The organism is Acidovorax sp. LjRoot38 (assembly GCF_964252975.1).
Classification (GTDB): Bacteria; Pseudomonadota; Gammaproteobacteria; order Burkholderiales; family Burkholderiaceae_C; genus Acidovorax; species Acidovorax facilis.
Genome location: NZ_CAXUPT020000012.1, coordinates 63,643 through 80,413, shown reverse-complemented (window position 1 = coordinate 80,413; position 16,771 = coordinate 63,643). Strand labels below are relative to the sequence as shown.

Sequence of the window (16,771 nt, the reverse complement as noted above, 5' to 3'; positions counted from 1 at the left end):
TGCATGCCAGGGGCCCTGCAGGGATTGCGGGCCACCGGGCCATAACCCGATGGCGTTTTCAGTGATTTTTAGACGTTGAACAGGAAGTTCAGCACGTCGCCGTCCTTGACCACGTATTCCTTGCCTTCGGCGCGCATCTTGCCAGCATCCTTGGCGCCCTGCTCACCCTTGTAGGCGATGAAATCGTCAAAGGCAATCGTCTGCGCACGGATGAAGCCGCGCTCGAAGTCACCGTGGATCACGCCGGCCGCCTGGGGTGCCGTGTCACCAATGTGGATGGTCCACGCGCGCACCTCCTTCACACCCGCAGTGAAATAGGTCTGCAGGCCCAGCAGCTTGAAGGCGCCGCGGATCAGGCGTGCGAGGCCGGGCTCGGTCTGGCCCATTTCGGCCAGGAACATGTCACGGTCTTCGTCGCTCATTTCAGCCATCTCGGCTTCCATCTTGGCGCAAATGGCCACCACGGGGGCGTTCTGGCTGGCGGCGTAGTCCTTGAGGCGGTCGAGGAAAGGGTTGTTCTCAAAGCCGTCTTCGCTCACGTTGCCCACGAACATCGCGGGCTTGGCGGTGATCAGGCACAGGGACTTGAGCAGCGGCTGCTCTTCCTTGGTGATCTCGACCGAGCGGGCGGGCTTGCCTTCATTGAGCGCAGCCTGGATGCGCGTGAGCAGCGCCACCAGCTTGGCGGCATCCTTGTCGTTGCCCGACTTGGCAGCCTTGGTGTAGCGATTGAGCGCCTTCTCCACAGTGCCCATGTCGGCCAGGCACAGCTCGGTCTGGATGACTTCAATGTCCGAGATCGGGTCCACGCGGCCAGCCACGTGGATCACGTTGTCGTCTTCAAAGCAGCGCACCACGTTCACGATGGCGTCGGTTTCGCGGATGTGGGCCAGGAACTGGTTGCCCAGGCCTTCACCCTGGCTGGCACCAGCCACCAGACCAGCGATGTCCACAAACTCGACAATGGCGGGCACGATGCGCTCGGGCGAGATGATCTGGGCGAGCTGCTGCAGGCGGGGGTCAGGCACTTCCACCACGCCCACATTGGGCTCAATGGTGCAGAACGGATAGTTTTCGGCGGCGATGCCGGCCTTGGTCAGCGCGTTGAAAAGGGTGGACTTGCCGACGTTGGGCAAGCCCACGATGCCGCATTGGAGGCTCATGGCAGGGCTTTCTGGATTTCGGAGACAAACCGCCGATTTTACGGGCCAGCCAGCTATCACCCTTTCACGCCATGTTCACACCGTCAGTCGAAGCGCAGATTGGCCGCCACCCGCTGACCCACGCGCAGCATCTGGTCCGCCCCCTGGCGCACGATGGCATTCATTCCGAACGTGATGGCGCCATCGAGCCGTTGGTCCTTCCGATAGGTCCGCAGGGTGTCCCCCACCGATGGGTTGCTTTCGGCTGTCGCGGGGTCGATGTCAGGAATGGGGCACCGCGAACAGGGTTTGACGGGCTGCAGGTGGATTTCACCCTCTTGCGCATCCACACGCACCAGATCCACTCGGTCCTCGTCGTGTGCGTCCACCCCGGCCAGGACCACATTGGGCCGAAACCGCTCGATCCCAGCGGCGGCATGGCCTGCAGCCTGAAGTCGCACGTTCAGCTCATCCATCGATGCCTGGCTGGCGAGCAACAACGGAAAACCATCGGCAAACTGGTTCGGCGCCTCGACACCGCCCGTCCATTCCATGCTGGACAAGCGGCGGTATTCAGGATCAAAACGGACAAGGCGGCAGGGCTGACCGAGGAAGTCCGTAAACCACTGCGCCGCCACGGCACCCATGTCCCATGCGGGCACCGTGTCGCGCCACACGGTCACTGTGGCGGGCGCCTCGACCGCATCGATGGCCACATGCAAGGCCAGCATGCCAGGCGCACGCAGCACCATCTCATCGCCTTTGAGCTGCGGGCGAATCAGCGCCATGCGCGGCAGCGCGCGCTGGGTTACAAACATGCCCTCAGCGTCTACCACCATCCAGGCACGGTCCAGATCGAGCCCCGTATCGGTGAGCAAGGCCTGCTGCACTTCAATGCCGGCACACGACTTGACGGGATAGACAAACAGGCGCGCGATGGTGCCCGACAGATCGGAATCAGGGTGGAAACTCACGCGAAGGTGCTCCTCAAAAATGACCAGTTGGACAGCGAGCCCGATTTTGCACCGCGCCCAAGGGCCCAGGCCCGCTCCTACAATGCCGCCATGGCCCAAACCTTTGATATCTGTATTCGCGGCACCGGCATTGTGGGCAAGACGCTGGCACTGCTGCTGGCCCGCGAGCGGCTGAAAGTGGCCCTGCTACCTGCACCCGGCCCGAAGGCCCCCGCAACCGCCGATGTGCGGGCCTATGCGCTGAACGCAGCATCGCGCAAACTGCTGGAATCGCTTCGCAGCTGGCCCGATGCAGAGCACGCCACAGCCGTGCGATCCATGCAGGTACAGGGAGACCGGGATGGCGCCGTGCATTTTGATGCGGCCACCCAAGGGGTGGAAGCCCTGGCCTGGATCGTTGACGTGCCCGCCCTGGAGGCCCGCCTCGCCGAAGCTCTGCGCTACCAGCCCCAGGTGGAAATGGTCGATGTCCCCGTGCCAGCGGCCCTGACCGTGGTGTGCGAGGGCCGCGCCAGCAGCACGCGCGAAGAGTTTGGTGTGGGTTTTCAGGTGACGCCGTATGGGCAACACGCCATCGCCACCCGATTGCAGTGTGAACGCGCCCACGAACAGGTAGCACGGCAATGGTTTTTGCCCGACGGCATTCTGGCTTTTTTGCCTTTGGGCGGGCCGCAGGGGAACTCCGTGGCGGTTGTCTGGTCCGTCTTGCAGGAACATGTCGCGCCGCTGATGGCCTTGTCCCCTGAAGAATTCGCGCAGAAGCTCCAGATGGCCAGCCGGGAATCCCTGGGGTCGCTGACGCTCAGTGCGGAACGAGCAGCCTGGCCCCTGCAGCTTGCAAAAGCAGACCGCTGGTGTGGCAGCTTGCCATCCACCGGAAAAAACCCGCGCAGCTGGGTGCTGGCTGGTGACGCGGCGCACAACGTGCATCCGCTCGCAGGCCAGGGGTTGAACCTGGGACTGGCAGACGCCCAAGCCCTGGCCAGCGCACTGCATGGGCGCGACTACTGGCGCAGTGTGGCTGATGTACGTTTGCTGCGGGGCTACGAGCGCGAGCGCAAGGCAGCCCTGCTGCCGATGGGATTGGCGACGGATGGCCTGCAACAACTCTTCTCCCGCCAGGAAGGGCCGCTGCAGGCGCTGCGCAACTGGGGAATGAAGGGCTTTGAACTGAGCGGCCCGCTGAAGCACTTCGTGGCCCGCCAGGCCATGGGAAATTACTGACCACACCGGTGGCCGCCCTCTGGAAGCCACCAGACCGTTTTAACGAGAACACCATGAAACTGATTCCCACCCTGCTCGCTGCCGCCGCGCTGGCCTCCGGCTTTGCCGCCACTGCACAAGAAGCGGACATCCGCAAGGCGCTCGCTGAACGCATTCCCCAAATGGACAAGATTGACGAGGTGCGCCCCACCCCCATGAAGGGCCTCTACGAGGTACGCATCGGGACGGACCTTTTCTATACGGACGCCAAGGGCAACTATGTGATCCAGGGTGAACTGATCGATACGAAAGTGCGCCGGAATCTGACCGAAGACCGCATTGCAAAGCTCACAGCCGTCGAGTTCTCGGCATTGCCCCTCAAAGACGCCTTCACCATTGTGCGCGGCGACGGGAAACGCAAGTTGGCCGTTTTTGAGGACCCCAACTGCGGCTACTGCAAGCGTTTTGAACGCGATCTGCAGAACGTGGACAACGTGACGGTGTACCTGTTCCTGTACCCCATCCTCAGCCCCGACTCTGCGGAAAAATCGCGCAACATCTGGTGCTCCAAAGACCAGGTGACGGCCTGGCAGGATCTCATGGTGCGGGACAAGCCTGTGCCTGCAGCGAGCTGCGATACCAGCGCCTTGCAGCGCAACCTGGCATTTGGCCGCAAGCACAAGATCACAGGAACGCCTACGCTGATTTTTGCCAACGGCGCCCGCGTGCCGGGAGCCATCGGCGCCAAGGAAGTGGAAAAGCGCCTGGCCGAGGCCAGCAGCGAAACCCCTGCCGCCAACTAATACGCGTTTTGCATGCGCGCAGGCCCCGTGCCCACGGGCCGCGCCATCTGACCACAAGGCCCGAACCTGCAGTTGCCCATGCCCTCAACCCGCAAGCCAGAATCCGTCGCCATTCACTACCACGTTGAGCCAGCGGACCTGCACGGTCATCTGTTTCGCATTTCACTGACGATTCCCCACCCTTCGGCGCAGCAAGAGGTCTCGCTGCCGATCTGGATTCCGGGTAGCTATCTGGTGCGGGAGTTCTCCAAAAATCTGCAAGAGCTCAAAGCCCACCAGGGTACGCGGGAAGTGAAGCTCACGCAACTGGACAAGCATCGGTGGCAAGCTGAATGCAGCCCCAACAAGCCCCTTGTGCTGTCCTACGCCGTCTGCGCCTACGACACCTCGGTGCGCACGGCCTGGCTGGACGCTTCGCGCGGGTTTTTCAACGGCACCAGCCTGTGCCTGCGCGTGCAGGGCCAGGAAACGCAGCGCCACACGCTCGATATTGCCAGCACGCCTGCTACGGCCACTTGGTCAGTGGCCACCGGCTTGCACCCCATCAAGACAGACAAGAAGGGTTTTGGCCTCTACGCTGCGGCGAACTACGACGAGCTGGTTGACTGCCCGGTGGAAATGGGCCTGTTCTGGACCGGCCGCTTCACGGCCTGCGGCGTTCCGCACCGCTTTGTGGTGGCTGGTGCAGCGCCCTCTTTTGACGGCAAGCGCCTGCTTGCAGACACCCAGAAGATCTGCGAGACCGCAATCCGCTTCTGGCATGGTGAAGGCAAGGCGCCTTTCAAGAGCTACCTGTTCATGCTCAACGCCGTGGGCGACGGCTACGGAGGGCTGGAGCACCGCAACTCCACCGCGCTCATCTGTGGCCGGCGCGACCTGCCACGGGTCGATGAGGCCCGCACTGGTGATGGATACACCACGCTGCTGGGCCTGATCAGCCACGAGTACTTCCACGCGTGGAACGTCAAGCGGCTGCGCCCCGCCGATTTTGCCCAATACGACTACAACCGCGAAAACTACACGGAGCTGCTGTGGTTTTTCGAGGGCTTTACCAGTTACTACGACGATTTGCTGCTGCGCCGAGCAGGGTTGATTGACGATGCTGCGTACCTGAAGCTCATCACCAAAACCATCAACCAGGTGCTCCAGACACCAGGCAGGGCCGTGCAGACCGTGGCGCAAGCCAGCTTTGACGCCTGGGTCAAGTACTACCGCCAGGACGAAAACACCCCCAACGCGACGGTCAGCTATTACACCAAGGGCTCGCTGGTGGCCCTGTGCCTGGACCTGGCCCTGCGCCGCGACGGCAAGACCAGCTTGGATGAGGTCATGCGCACGCTGTGGCTGCGGTGCCAGGGCGGCCCGATGTCGCAAGACGATTTGCTGGCAGTATTGAAAGAACTGTCCGACCGGCCCTTCGATACAGAACTGGCGCGGTGGGTGCACAGCACCGCAGAACTGCCGCTGGCAGAGTTGCTGGAAGCCAACGGCGTTTTGCTCAAGGCGGAGCCCCCCCAATGGGCGCAGCGGCTGGGGCTGCGGGTGGGAGAAAACCACAGCGTGCAAATCAAGACCGTGCTGCGAGGTGGCCCTGCGGAAAAGGCGGGCATGGCGGCTGGCGATGAGTGGCTGGGCATCGATGTGAAAGGCCAGGGGTGGCGCATCAGCAAGCTGGAAGATGTGGCGTTCTATGCTGGCACCGAGACATCCTTGACGGCCCTAGTGGCGCGGGACGGCCGACTGCTGCGATTGCCGCTCGAACTGTCGGCCCGCAGTGCGTCCACCCCCCCCAAGAAGACCTCCCGCACCACCACCGCCACGGTGCCAGATACGGTGAGCCTGTCGATTGCCAACGCTGGCACCCTGGGGCGCTGGTTGAACTGAGCCAGGGACATGACACCGGATTGGTACGGTGTTCTACCTACCAACGCATAGGTTCGGGCATGCTTGGGTATATTCGTTCGTGCTTTCATAACTACCTATAAACCCAGGAGATTTCATGTCTTACGAAACTATCGAGGTTCGCATTGAGGCGGACAAGGTTGGTATCGTCACGCTCAACCGGCCCAAGCAGCTCAACGCGCTGAACGACCAGCTCATGGATGAGCTGGGCTCGGCACTGAAGGCCTTTGATGCGGACGAAAAAATCGGCTGCATCATCGTCACAGGCAGTGAAAAGGCGTTTGCCGCAGGCGCCGACATTGGCGCCATGGCGAAATACAGTTTCGCAGACACTTACAAGGGCGACTACATCACCCGCAACTGGGAAGCGATCCGCTCCATCCGCAAGCCCGTCATTGCCGCTGTCAGCGGTTTTGCGCTGGGCGGTGGCTGCGAGTTGGCCATGATGTGCGATTTCATCATCGCCGCTGAAAACGCCAAATTCGGCCAACCCGAAATCAAACTGGGCGTGATCCCCGGCGCAGGCGGTACGCAGCGTCTGCCGCGCGCAGTGGGCAAATCCAAGGCGATGGACATGGCCCTGACCGGTCGCATGATGGACGCGGTGGAAGCCGAACGTTCCGGCCTGGTCAGCCGCGTGGTGCCCTACGACAAGCTCATGGACGAAGCGCTGGGTGCCGCCATCATCATTGCAGGCTTCTCCCAGATCGCCGTGATGGCGGCCAAGGAGTCGGTCAACCGCGCCTTCGAAGGCAGCCTGTCGGACGGTGTGATGTTCGAGCGCCGCCTCTTCCACGCCCTGTTCTCCACCCAGGACCAGAAGGAAGGCATGGACGCTTTCATGAACAAGCGCACCGCGAACTTCACACACCAATAATTTTTGTTCTATAATCTTGGACTGCGGTCGTATAGCTCAGTTGGTTAGAGCGCAGCATTCATAATGCTGATGTCGGTGGTTCAAGTCCACCTACGACCACCAAATCCAACCCACAGTGCCTGCGCACTGTGGGTTTTTTATTGGGCAGCCGCACCGAAAAAATCATAGCTGCCGACGCTTGGTACCATTGGTTTTCAATGGGAAACCGCCGGAAATCCTTTAAAACCAAGCGCGAGCAGCTATTATTTTTGAGAACTGCGGGATTGGCCCCGCTTTTAGAATCGCTGTTTCAGCCCCTGGATGTAAACCATGAACCGCTGCACCACGACTTCCTCGCCTGCTTTCTCCCTCACTTCGCCGACGGCACCCGCGCGAAAGCTCATCGCGGCAGTGGCCTGCGCCCTGCTCTGTGGCGCCCTGCCGGTGTCCGCCCAGGTACAGCCCGGGCTTGGCGGCATGCGGACCTTTCCCGATGCGGCCCAGCGCGGCACCCTGACCCTCAACACGGCATCGGAGGCCACGCTCAATGGCCGCACCATCCGCCTGGCGCCCGGCATGCGCCTGCTGAGCCCTCAGAACACGCTGGTCATGATGCACACGGTGCTGGGGCAGAGCTACAAGGTGAACTACGTGATCGAAAACAGCACCGGCATGCTGATCACCGCCTGGATCCTGACCCAGGGCGAAGCCGAGCAGCCACGCAAGGGCAGCGACACGGTCGAGCGCAACTACCGCACCGAGTACGACGCCATCCGCAAGTGATGCGTTGACCCATCAGCCGCGCCCTGTGCCTCGGCGCGGTCCTCGAATGTTTGCGGTGCGCTGCGGTGCTCCGCCCTTTTTCTTTCTGATTGCAAGAGAGCCTGCCATGGCCAAAAAAGTCTTCATCAAAACCTTCGGCTGCCAGATGAACGAGTACGACTCGGACAAGATGGCCGACGTGCTCAATGCCGCCCAGGGCTACGAGCCCACGCAGAACGTGGACGAAGCCGACCTCATCCTCTTCAACACCTGCTCCGTGCGCGAGAAAGCGCAGGAGAAAGTCTTCAGCGACTTGGGCCGCATCAAGCACCTGAAGGCACGCGGCGTGAAGATTGGCGTGGGCGGCTGCGTGGCCAGCCAGGAAGGCGCCGAGATCATCAAGCGCGCCCCCTATGTGGACGTGGTGTTTGGACCCCAAACCCTGCACCGCCTGCCCGAGATGCTGAACCAGCGCGAGCGCCTGGACAAGCCGCAGGTGGACATCAGTTTTCCTGAGATCGAGAAGTTCGACCACCTGCCGCCCGCGCGCGTGGAGGGCGCCTCGGCCTTTGTGTCGATCATGGAAGGCTGCAGCAAATACTGCAGCTACTGCGTGGTTCCGTACACCCGGGGCGAAGAGGTGAGCCGCCCGTTTGACGACGTGCTGGTGGAAGTGGCTGGGCTGGCCGACCAGGGCGTGAAGGAAATCACCCTGCTGGGCCAGAACGTGAACGCCTACCTGGGCAAGATGGGTGGCACGGCCGAGATTGCCGACTTTGCCCTGCTGCTCGAATACGTGTCCGACATTCCGGGAATCGAGCGCATCCGCTACACCACCAGCCACCCCAATGAGTTCACGCCCCGACTGATCGAGGCCTATGCCAAGCTGCCCAAACTGGCCAGCCACTTGCACCTGCCTGTGCAGCACGGCAGCGACCGCATCCTGATGGCCATGAAGCGCGGCTACACCGCCATGGAATACAAGAGCACGGTGCGCAAGCTGCGCGCCATCCGCCCCGACCTGGCCATGAGCAGCGACTTCATCGTGGGCTTCCCCGGCGAGACCGAGGACGACTTCAACAAGATGATGAAGTTGATTGACGACATCCACTTTGACAACAGCTTCAGCTTCATCTTCAGCCCCCGCCCCGGCACCCCAGCGGCTGGCCTGCACGACGACACGCCGCACGACGTAAAGCTGCGCCGCCTGCAGCACCTGCAAGGCGTCATCAACGCCAACATCAAGTCCATCAGCGAGAGCCGCGTGGGCACGGTGCAGCGCATCCTGGTGGAAGGCGCTTCCAAGCGCGATACCACCGAGCTGATGGGCCGTACCGAATGCAACCGCGTGGTGAACTTTGTGGGTCAGTCACGCCTGGTAGGCCAGATGGTGGATGTCACCATCACCGAAGCCAAGGCCTACACGCTGCGCGGCGAAGTGCTCACCCGCGAGGCGGCAGTCGCAGCCTGACGCGCACCCGGCGCCCTTGGCAATGACGGCAGACACCCCGCCAAGCGCGGATCTTCGCAAGGCCGACGGCCCGCTGCACGGCCTCTCGTTCCAGCAGCTTTTGCTGCTGGCCTTTCTGCTCATAGCGGGACTGCTGGGGGTGAGCTCGTTGCGGGCGCTGTACACCCTGGAACAGCTCATGGTGCAAAGCCGGCTTGGTGCCGCCGAGGCCACCACGCTGAGCACAGCGGCCCAGGCATTGAACCAGCGCGGGCAGGCCCTGGAACGCGCGGCGCGCCAGTCCCTGGTGCTGCGGGATGCGCCGCTGCGGCGCAGCTTCAACGAAATGTCCGTAGAGGCACAAGCCGTTCTCGACCAGTTGCACCAGGGCGGCCTTCCCGAAGACCAGGCCAGCCAGTGGCGTGCGCATCTTGACGCCGTGAAGGCACTGCTGGATGCACCGCCGGAACGGGCCCTGGAAAACGAGCAACGGGTAGCGGAAGAATTTGTCACGCTTGAAGCGCTGCATACCACCATCGTGCAATCGGTCCAGGAGATCAATGCACAACGTAACCGCGCGCTGCAGGACCGGGTGGAAGCGAGCCGCCGCAACGTGACGCACCAGGTGGTAGGGGTGATCGTCCTGGCGCTCGTCCTGGCCCTGGCGCTCGGCATCTGGCTTGCCCGTCCTTTCAAGCGGCTGGAAGGCACGATCCGGCGTTTGGGCGAGAACCAGCTTGAAGCGCCCGTGGTGATCTCCGGCCCCGACGATGTACGCCGCGTGGGGCAGCAGCTGGAATGGCTGCGCCTGAGGCTGCTGGAACTGGATTCGGACAAGGCCCGCTTCCTGCGCCATGTCTCGCACGAACTCAAGACGCCGCTGGCCGCGATGCGCGAGGGCGTGGCGCTGCTGCAGGACGGTGTGACCGGTGAACTCAATGCCGACCAGCGCGAAGTTACACAGATCCTTCACCACAATACATTGGTTTTACAAGGTGAGATTGAAGCCTTGCTGCGCTTTAATGCTGCAGCCTTTGAGGCACGCCAGCTGCAGCGGCGCGACACCGATCTGCTCGCGCTGCTGGAAGCCCAGGTGGAAGCCCAGCGGCTGCAATGGCAAGCCCGGGGCCTGCGGGTTCTGGTGGAAGGATCCGCCATCTCTCTGCCCATTGACGCCGACAAAATCGCCTCGGCAATCAGCAACCTGCTGTCCAACGCCATTCGTTTTTCGCCCAAAGGGGGAACGGTGCGGCTGTCCCTCTCGCGCCATGCGGGCTGCGTGCGCGTGGACGTTTCGGACCAGGGCCCCGGTGTGGCCCAGGCAGACCGTGACCGCGTGTTCGAACCTTTTTACCGTGGCATCCGCCAGCCGGACGACGCAGTGCGCGGCACCGGCATCGGGCTTTCCATCGTCCAAGAGTACATCGTCGCCCACGGCGGCCAGGTGCGGCTGGTGGAAGATGGCGTCCACACCTTTTTTCGCATGGAACTACCGCATGCTGCCTAGTTGTCTTCCCGTCCACCCCACCAACATGCGCGCCCTGGACTTTCCGGTATGGGTGATGTTGCTGGCTGCAGCCATCACGTTGGCCGGATGCAATGCGACGGCGCCCCAAGCGGTTGCAGCGCCTGTTCCGCCCATGACCGCCCCCGCGCCAGCCCCGGTGGCTACGGAATCCCCCAGCCCCAACCCGGCCGCCGCCACCAGCGCTCCTTCGGATGCCATCCCGGTCCTGCAGGTGCTGGCGCAAACGGACCGTACCCTGCGCATGGCCCCCGCAGAGCTGGCCAAAGAGATTGCCCGCCTGGGCGAGGCGGAAGATGCCTCGGTGGAGACCCCCCTCCTTCTGGCCGCAGCTTTGGCCCAGACGCGCCAGCCCGTCGATACGGCCCGTGCCCTGGGCCTGGTGCAGCGGGTGATGAGCAACACGACGGCAGCGGCACAAGCCCTCCACCCCCTGGCGCGGCTGATGGAGTCGCGGCTTCTGCAGCAACGCAGGCTGGAAGACCAGCTGGAGCGGCAGGGCCAGCAACTGCGCGAGGCGCAGCGCCGCAACGACCAGCTCAACGAACGGCTGGAGGCCGTGCGCGCCATCGAACGCAGCCTGACCACGCGCCCGGCCCCGCTTCCTGCCGCCCCCGCCTCGCCCCCGGGCAGTAGCCCCCAGCGCCCCACGCCCTGATCGCTCAGGAAGGTGTCAAAGGAAACCGCCATGGCAGCTGCCCCCACCCCATCCCGCACAACGCCCCGCGCCCGCGTCCTTGTGGTGGACGACGATGCCGACATGCTGCGGCTGCTGTCGCTGCGCTTGCAGGCCGCCGGATACGACGTGGTCGCCGTGGGCTCGGCCGAGGCGGCCTTAGCGCAGCTGGACGTGGCACGCCCACAGCTCGTGCTGAGCGATGTGCGCCTACCTGGGCGCGATGGCCTCGCGCTGTTCGACGAAGTGCGTGCGCGACACCCTTCGCTGCCGGTCATCCTGCTCACTGCCCACGGCACCATTCCCGACGCGGTGGAAGCCACTTCGCGCGGGGTGTTCACCTACCTCACCAAGCCCTACGACGGCAAAGAACTGCTGGGAAAGATTGCCCAGGCACTTGCCCTGAGCGCCCCCGCCGTCACACATGCCCACGCCCATGAAGCATGGCGTGCCGACATCGTGAGCCGTTCCAACCGCATGACCGACCTGCTGGCCGAGGCCTACATGGTGGCCCAGTCGGACGCCAGTGTGCTGCTGCTGGGCGATAGCGGCTCGGGCAAGGAGTTGCTGGCCCAGGCCATCCACCGCGCCAGCCCGCGCGCGCGCCACCCCTTTGTGGCGGTCAACTGCGGCGCCATCCCCGAAGCCCTTCTCGAATCCGAACTGTTCGGCCACGTCAAAGGGGCCTTTACCGACGCAGTGAGCAACCATAAGGGGCTGTTCCAGGCGGCGGAAGGCGGCACCTTGTTGCTCGACGAGATTGGCGACATGCCGCCCGCCCTACAAGTCAAGCTGCTGCGGGTGCTGCAGGAACGCGCGGTGCGCCCCGTGGGTGCCAGCCAGTCGATTCCCATCGACGTGCGCATCATCTCAGCCACGCACCGCGACCTGGAAGCCGCCATGGCCACGGCCCAGTTCCGCGAAGACCTTTACTACCGGCTCAATGTGGTCACGCTGGCGCTGCCCACCCTGGGAGACCGGCGCGAAGACATCGCACTGCTGGCCAACCACTTTCTCGACAAGCTGGCGCGCAAGTACGACAAGCGCCTGTCAGGTTTTGCACCCGAGGCGCTCAAGGCACTGACCCTGGCAGCCTGGCCTGGCAACGTGCGCCAGCTCTACAACGTCGTCGAACAGGTGTGTGCCCTGTCCACCACGCCCCTGGTGCCCCTGACGCTGGTGCAGCGCGCGCTGCGCACGCCATCTACCCAGGTGCTGAGCTTTGCCGAGGCCCGGCAAAGGTTTGAGCGCGAGTACCTAGTGGGCCTGCTCAAGATGACGGATGGCAATGTAGCCGACGCGGCGCGCCTGGCACAGCGCAACCGCACGGAGTTCTACCGGCTGCTGCAAAAGCACGCATTGACCCCCGGAAACTTCAAGAACGACGCTGTGGACAACGAAGACGTCGCTGATGAGCGACACGACTAGGTCGTTGATTTGATTCAGTTTTTCTCTAGCGCCTTGCCAAACTGTCGCCATTCGGCGACAAAAACACTGGATTTCCCCCCCAATCCACGAGTCGCACAACTGCTTACATGCAATTGATGACTTAAGCCATTGATTTAAAACAGTTTTTTGAAGCTGGCACAGGGTTTGCCCTAGTCTCAGCATGCAAGCTGTTTTTTCTCACTGTTCACGCTTCACCGGCCGCCTCCCACAGGCCGCGATAGCGCTGGCCGCCACCCTGTTGGCAGGCGCCGCACAGGCCCAGAGCTTCGATTTCGACAGCGTCACCCGCATCGCCCGGGAACGGGCGGAGAAGCCCTATCGCGCATCCAGCGACAAGCTCCCCGCCGACCTCGCCAAACTCAACTACGACCAGGTGCGCGACATCCGCTGGCGCCCCGACCGTGCCCTGTGGCGCGCCGAAAAGCTGCCGTTCGAGGCCATGTTCTTCCACCTGGGCCTGTACCAGAAGGAGCCGGTGCTGATCAACGAGGTGACACCGCAGGGCGCGCGCCACATCGGCTACAGCCGTGCGGACTTCGACTACGGCAAGAACCAGGTGCGGCCTGAGGCCTGGGGCGACCTCGGCTTTGCGGGCTTTCGTCTGCACAACCACCTCAACTCCAGCGCCTACAAGGATGAGCTGGTGGTCTTCCAGGGCGCCAGCTACTTCCGCGCACTGGGCAAGGGTCAGCAGTACGGCCTGTCAGCGCGCGGGCTGGCTATCGACACCGTGGGGGGCAGTGGCGAAGAGTTCCCACGCTTCACCGAGTTCTGGCTGGTGCGGCCCGATCCCTTGTCCACGCAGGTCACCGTGTATGCGCTGCTGGATTCGCCCCGCGCCACCGGCGCTTACCGCTTCGACATCCAGCCGGGCACGCAGACCACCACCACCGTGCGCAGCCGCATTTTTGTGCGGCCCAGCACGGGCAGCAAGCCCATCGCCACGCTGGGCATTGCGCCGTTGACCAGCATGTTTTTCTTTGGCGAGAACCAGCCCCGCAAAGAAGACTTTCGGCCCGAGGTCCATGACTCCGATGGGCTGATGATTGCCACGGGCGAAGGCGAATGGCTCTGGCGTCCGCTGCAAAACCCCAAGCAGACGCTGGTCACATCGTTTGCCACCAAAAATCCCAAAGGCTTTGGCCTGATGCAGCGCGACCGCCAATGGTCGAACTATGAGGACTTGGAGGCCCGCTATGAGCGCCGCCCAAGTGCCTGGGTGCGCCCCCTGCACGACTGGGGCGCTGGCCGCGTCGAACTGGTGCAGCTCAACACCCCCGACGAAACGCACGACAACATCGTGGCGTATTGGGTGCCTGCCCAGATGCCCGCCCCCGGCCAGCCCCTGGAATTTGCCTACGAGCTGAGCTGGCAAGGCGATGAACAACAGCGGCCGCCCGGGGCCTGGGCCACGCAATCGCGCCGGGGCGTGGGCTACACCAAAGAGACCGCTGCCGCCTTGCGCCAGCAGGCGCAGTACGTGGTCGATTTCGACGGCCCCGCCCTCAAGGCTTTGCCCGCTGACGCGACCGTAAAAGCCGTGGTGACCAGCGATGCCAACGGCAAGGTGCTGGAAAACATCGTCTACCGCAATCCCGCCACCGAGCAGTGGCGCATGACCGTTCGCGTACAGCGCCAAAAGGCCGATCGCCCGATCGAGCTGCGCGCTTTTCTTCAACACGACAACAACGCTGTGAGTGAAACATGGACGCACATCATTCTTCCCGAGTAAGCCCCCCGGTGCCCCATCACCCCCAACGCAGCACGCTGCGCGAGGAACGGCATCCCAATGCCGTCACCGCGCCGCCCGTCCACCGGGGGTCCATGGCACCCGTGCCCTGGCGCGGCTTCTGGAACAGCATGGGCACAGCCCTGCTTCTCAAGCTGACCGGTCGCACCGAAACCAGCCCTCCCGCATCGCCCGAAAACCGGCCAGCCCAGGAATGGGAGGGCGCTGCGCAGCGCCGCCGCTGGACCTTTGCGGTGCTGACGGTGCTGACCACGGCCCTGGCGGGTTTCCTGTTTGCCGGCGTGCAGCCTGAGTATGAGAACCCTTGGCTGGGCTATGGGCAGATCGCGCTGTTCGCCCTGCTGTCGGCCTGGGTGGTCACCGGCTTTCTCACCGGCTTGATGGGCTTTTGGGTCATGCTGCGCGGCGACAGGCATGCGCTATCCGTGCGCAGTGTGGTGGAGCATGAACTGGCACCCGACGCGCGCACGGCCATCATCATGCCGATCTGCAACGAGGACGTGGCCACCGTGTTTGCGGGGTTGCGGGCAACCTGCGAGTCGGTGGCATCGACCGGCCACGGGGCCACCTTCGACGTGTTTGTGCTGTCCGACAGCTATGACCCCGCCATCGCCCAGGCTGAACGCGCCGCCTGGGAGGAACTGCGCAGCGCCCTGGCGCAGCACAGTCAGCAACCCCAGGTGCAGGTGTACTACCGCCTGCGCGCACGCCGCACGCACCGCAAGGCCGGCAATGTGGCCGACTTCTGCCGCCGCTGGGGCAAGGACTACCGCTACATGGTGGTGCTGGACGCCGACAGCGTGATGAGCGGTGACTGCATCGTCTCGATGGCCAAGCTCATGGAAGCCAACCCCACGGCGGGCATCATCCAGACGGCAACCCAGGCCATCGGCCACGTCACGCTGCACGCCCGCGCGCAGCAGTTCGCCTCACGCGTCACCGGTCGCCTGTTTACGCTGGGCATGCAGTACTGGCAGCTGGGTGAATCCCACTACTGGGGCCACAACGCGATCATTCGCGTGGCACCCTTCATGGAACACTGCGCCCTCGCGACCATCAAGGGCAATGGTGGCCTGGCGGGCGGCATCATGTCGCACGACTTTGTCGAAGCCGCGCTGATGCGCCGCGCTGGCTACCACGTGTGGCTGGTGTCGGACCTGATTGGCAGCTATGAACAGCAACCCCCCGACCTGCTGGCCGAACTGCAGCGCGACCGCCGCTGGTGCCAGGGCAACCTGCAAAACGCACGCTTGATGGCCGAGCCCGGCATCCACGCGGTGCACCGCTCGATGTTCATCACGGGTGCCATGGCCTACCTGTCGGCGCCGCTGTGGCTCGCCTTCCTGACACTGGGCACGGCGCTGTGGCTGTCGGGCGCCAAGCTCGTGGCCGACTGGCACATCCTGCCGGCCGAATTGCTGTCGCTGTGGGCCTGGACGCTGTGCATGCTGTTCCTGCCCCGCATCCTGGGTGTGGCCGCCGTGTTCATGCGCCGCGAGCAAAAGGAATACGGCGGTGCCGTCAGCCTGCTCAAGAGCGCCGCGCTGGAGAGCGTGCTGGCCATCCTGCAGGCCCCCATCCGCATGCTGGCGCATTCGCTGTTCGTGCTGATTGCGCTCACCGGCCTGAAGCTGGAATGGAAATCGCCTCCGCGCGAAGCCCATGCCGTGCCCTGGCGCCACGCCGTGCGCCAGCTGGCACCCATGAGCCTGGTGATTGCCCTGCTGGCAGTGGGTGTCGCCGTGATCGATAGCAGCGCCCTGCTGTGGCTCATGCCTGTGGGCCTGCCCCTGGCGCTGGCCATACCGCTGGCCGTGTTCACCAGCCAGATCGCGTTGGGCAAGGCCATGCGCGCACAACGCCTGTTGCTGATCCCCGAGGAGTCCTGGTCACCGCCGGTGCTGCGCCGAGCCTGGCTGCATGCAAGCCGGCTGGCACGGCCAGCGCCGCTGGCAGCGTTGTAGGCATGTGACAATTGCCCCACAAGCCACAAGCCGGTGCATGCACCGGCTTTTTTGCGATTGCTATTTTATTTATAGCAATAAAATGTTTACCAATAAGCGCTAGCACCGAAAACAGCAAATTAACCAGCAGCGGGGTGGCGCCCCCCGTTGTTGGGGCACCGTTACGATACGCATCCCTTCCAACCGGCCCCTGTGCGTGAAACCGATTCATCGCGGTTTCTGCGGTGAGCGGCCCTGTTATCGATGCAATCGTCTCTGTTTTTCACTGCCGCCCGTCGGCGGTTGCGCCATGCCAGCGCACTCGCCCTGACCCTT

At 63.6% G+C, this 16,771-nt stretch carries 13 protein-coding genes and 1 tRNA gene; 12 read left to right on the top strand and 2 right to left on the bottom strand.

What is annotated here, in order from left to right; translation table 11 throughout:
- Positions 1 to 68 precede the first annotated feature (68 nt).
- Both ychF and ACSQ22_RS19820 read right to left on the bottom strand, forming a co-directional pair.
- Complete coding sequence (gene ychF / locus ACSQ22_RS19825; RefSeq protein ID WP_121421105.1) at positions 69 to 1,163, bottom strand: redox-regulated ATPase YchF; 1,095 nt, start codon at positions 1,161 to 1,163, stop codon at positions 69 to 71.
- An 83-nt stretch (positions 1,164 to 1,246) separates the two neighbouring features.
- A complete protein-coding gene (locus ACSQ22_RS19820; RefSeq protein WP_436131317.1) occupies positions 1,247 to 2,116 on the bottom strand; it encodes an MOSC domain-containing protein in 870 nt (289 codons plus the stop codon).
- Positions 2,117 to 2,206: 90 nt separating this feature from the next.
- Here ACSQ22_RS19820 and ACSQ22_RS19815 point away from each other — a divergent pair, with 90 nt between their 5' ends.
- From ACSQ22_RS19815 to mdoH, 12 genes are all read left to right on the top strand, one after another.
- Entirely contained in the window at positions 2,207 to 3,340 is a 1,134-nt protein-coding gene (locus ACSQ22_RS19815) for an FAD-dependent monooxygenase (RefSeq protein ID WP_436131316.1), read from the top strand.
- A gap of 53 nt (positions 3,341 to 3,393) precedes the next feature.
- Entirely contained in the window at positions 3,394 to 4,122 is a 729-nt protein-coding gene (locus tag ACSQ22_RS19810) for a DsbC family protein (protein ID WP_055393390.1), read from the top strand.
- A 78-nt stretch (positions 4,123 to 4,200) separates the two neighbouring features.
- Complete coding sequence (locus ACSQ22_RS19805) at positions 4,201 to 6,006, top strand: M61 family metallopeptidase (RefSeq protein ID WP_436131315.1); 1,806 nt, start codon at positions 4,201 to 4,203, stop codon at positions 6,004 to 6,006.
- Between the two features lie 115 nt (positions 6,007 to 6,121).
- Entirely contained in the window at positions 6,122 to 6,901 is a 780-nt protein-coding gene (locus ACSQ22_RS19800; RefSeq protein WP_436131314.1) for an enoyl-CoA hydratase, read from the top strand.
- Between the two features lie 25 nt (positions 6,902 to 6,926).
- Positions 6,927 to 7,003: transfer RNA gene (locus ACSQ22_RS19795), tRNA-Met, on the top strand.
- A gap of 207 nt (positions 7,004 to 7,210) precedes the next feature.
- On the top strand, positions 7,211 to 7,663 hold the full coding sequence (locus ACSQ22_RS19790) for a hypothetical protein (RefSeq protein ID WP_436131313.1): 453 nt from the start codon (positions 7,211 to 7,213) through the stop codon (positions 7,661 to 7,663).
- Positions 7,664 to 7,769: 106 nt separating this feature from the next.
- Positions 7,770 to 9,113 carry a tRNA (N6-isopentenyl adenosine(37)-C2)-methylthiotransferase MiaB gene (miaB, locus tag ACSQ22_RS19785; protein ID WP_121422855.1) on the top strand — a complete coding sequence of 448 codons (1,344 nt, stop codon included), beginning with the start codon at positions 7,770 to 7,772 and terminating at the stop codon, positions 9,111 to 9,113.
- 22 nt (positions 9,114 to 9,135) lie between these two features.
- Positions 9,136 to 10,599: a sensor histidine kinase gene (locus tag ACSQ22_RS19780; protein ID WP_436131312.1), complete on the top strand. Its 1,464-nt coding sequence runs from the start codon at positions 9,136 to 9,138 to the stop codon at positions 10,597 to 10,599.
- A gap of 25 nt (positions 10,600 to 10,624) precedes the next feature.
- Positions 10,625 to 11,275, top strand: a complete 651-nt coding sequence (locus ACSQ22_RS19775; RefSeq protein ID WP_436131311.1) for a hypothetical protein — start codon at positions 10,625 to 10,627, stop codon at positions 11,273 to 11,275.
- A 30-nt stretch (positions 11,276 to 11,305) separates the two neighbouring features.
- The gene (locus ACSQ22_RS19770) at positions 11,306 to 12,721 is read left to right on the top strand and encodes a sigma 54-interacting transcriptional regulator (protein ID WP_436131310.1); all 1,416 of its coding nucleotides are present in this window, start codon (positions 11,306 to 11,308) and stop codon (positions 12,719 to 12,721) included.
- 181 nt (positions 12,722 to 12,902) lie between these two features.
- Positions 12,903 to 14,474 carry a glucan biosynthesis protein G gene (locus tag ACSQ22_RS19765; protein WP_436131309.1) on the top strand — a complete coding sequence of 524 codons (1,572 nt, stop codon included), beginning with the start codon at positions 12,903 to 12,905 and terminating at the stop codon, positions 14,472 to 14,474.
- On the top strand, positions 14,447 to 16,456 hold the full coding sequence (gene mdoH, locus ACSQ22_RS19760) for a glucans biosynthesis glucosyltransferase MdoH (RefSeq protein WP_436131308.1): 2,010 nt from the start codon (positions 14,447 to 14,449) through the stop codon (positions 16,454 to 16,456). Before ACSQ22_RS19765 ends, mdoH begins: the two co-directional genes overlap by 28 nt.
- The last annotated feature ends 315 nt before the right edge of the window (positions 16,457 to 16,771 follow it).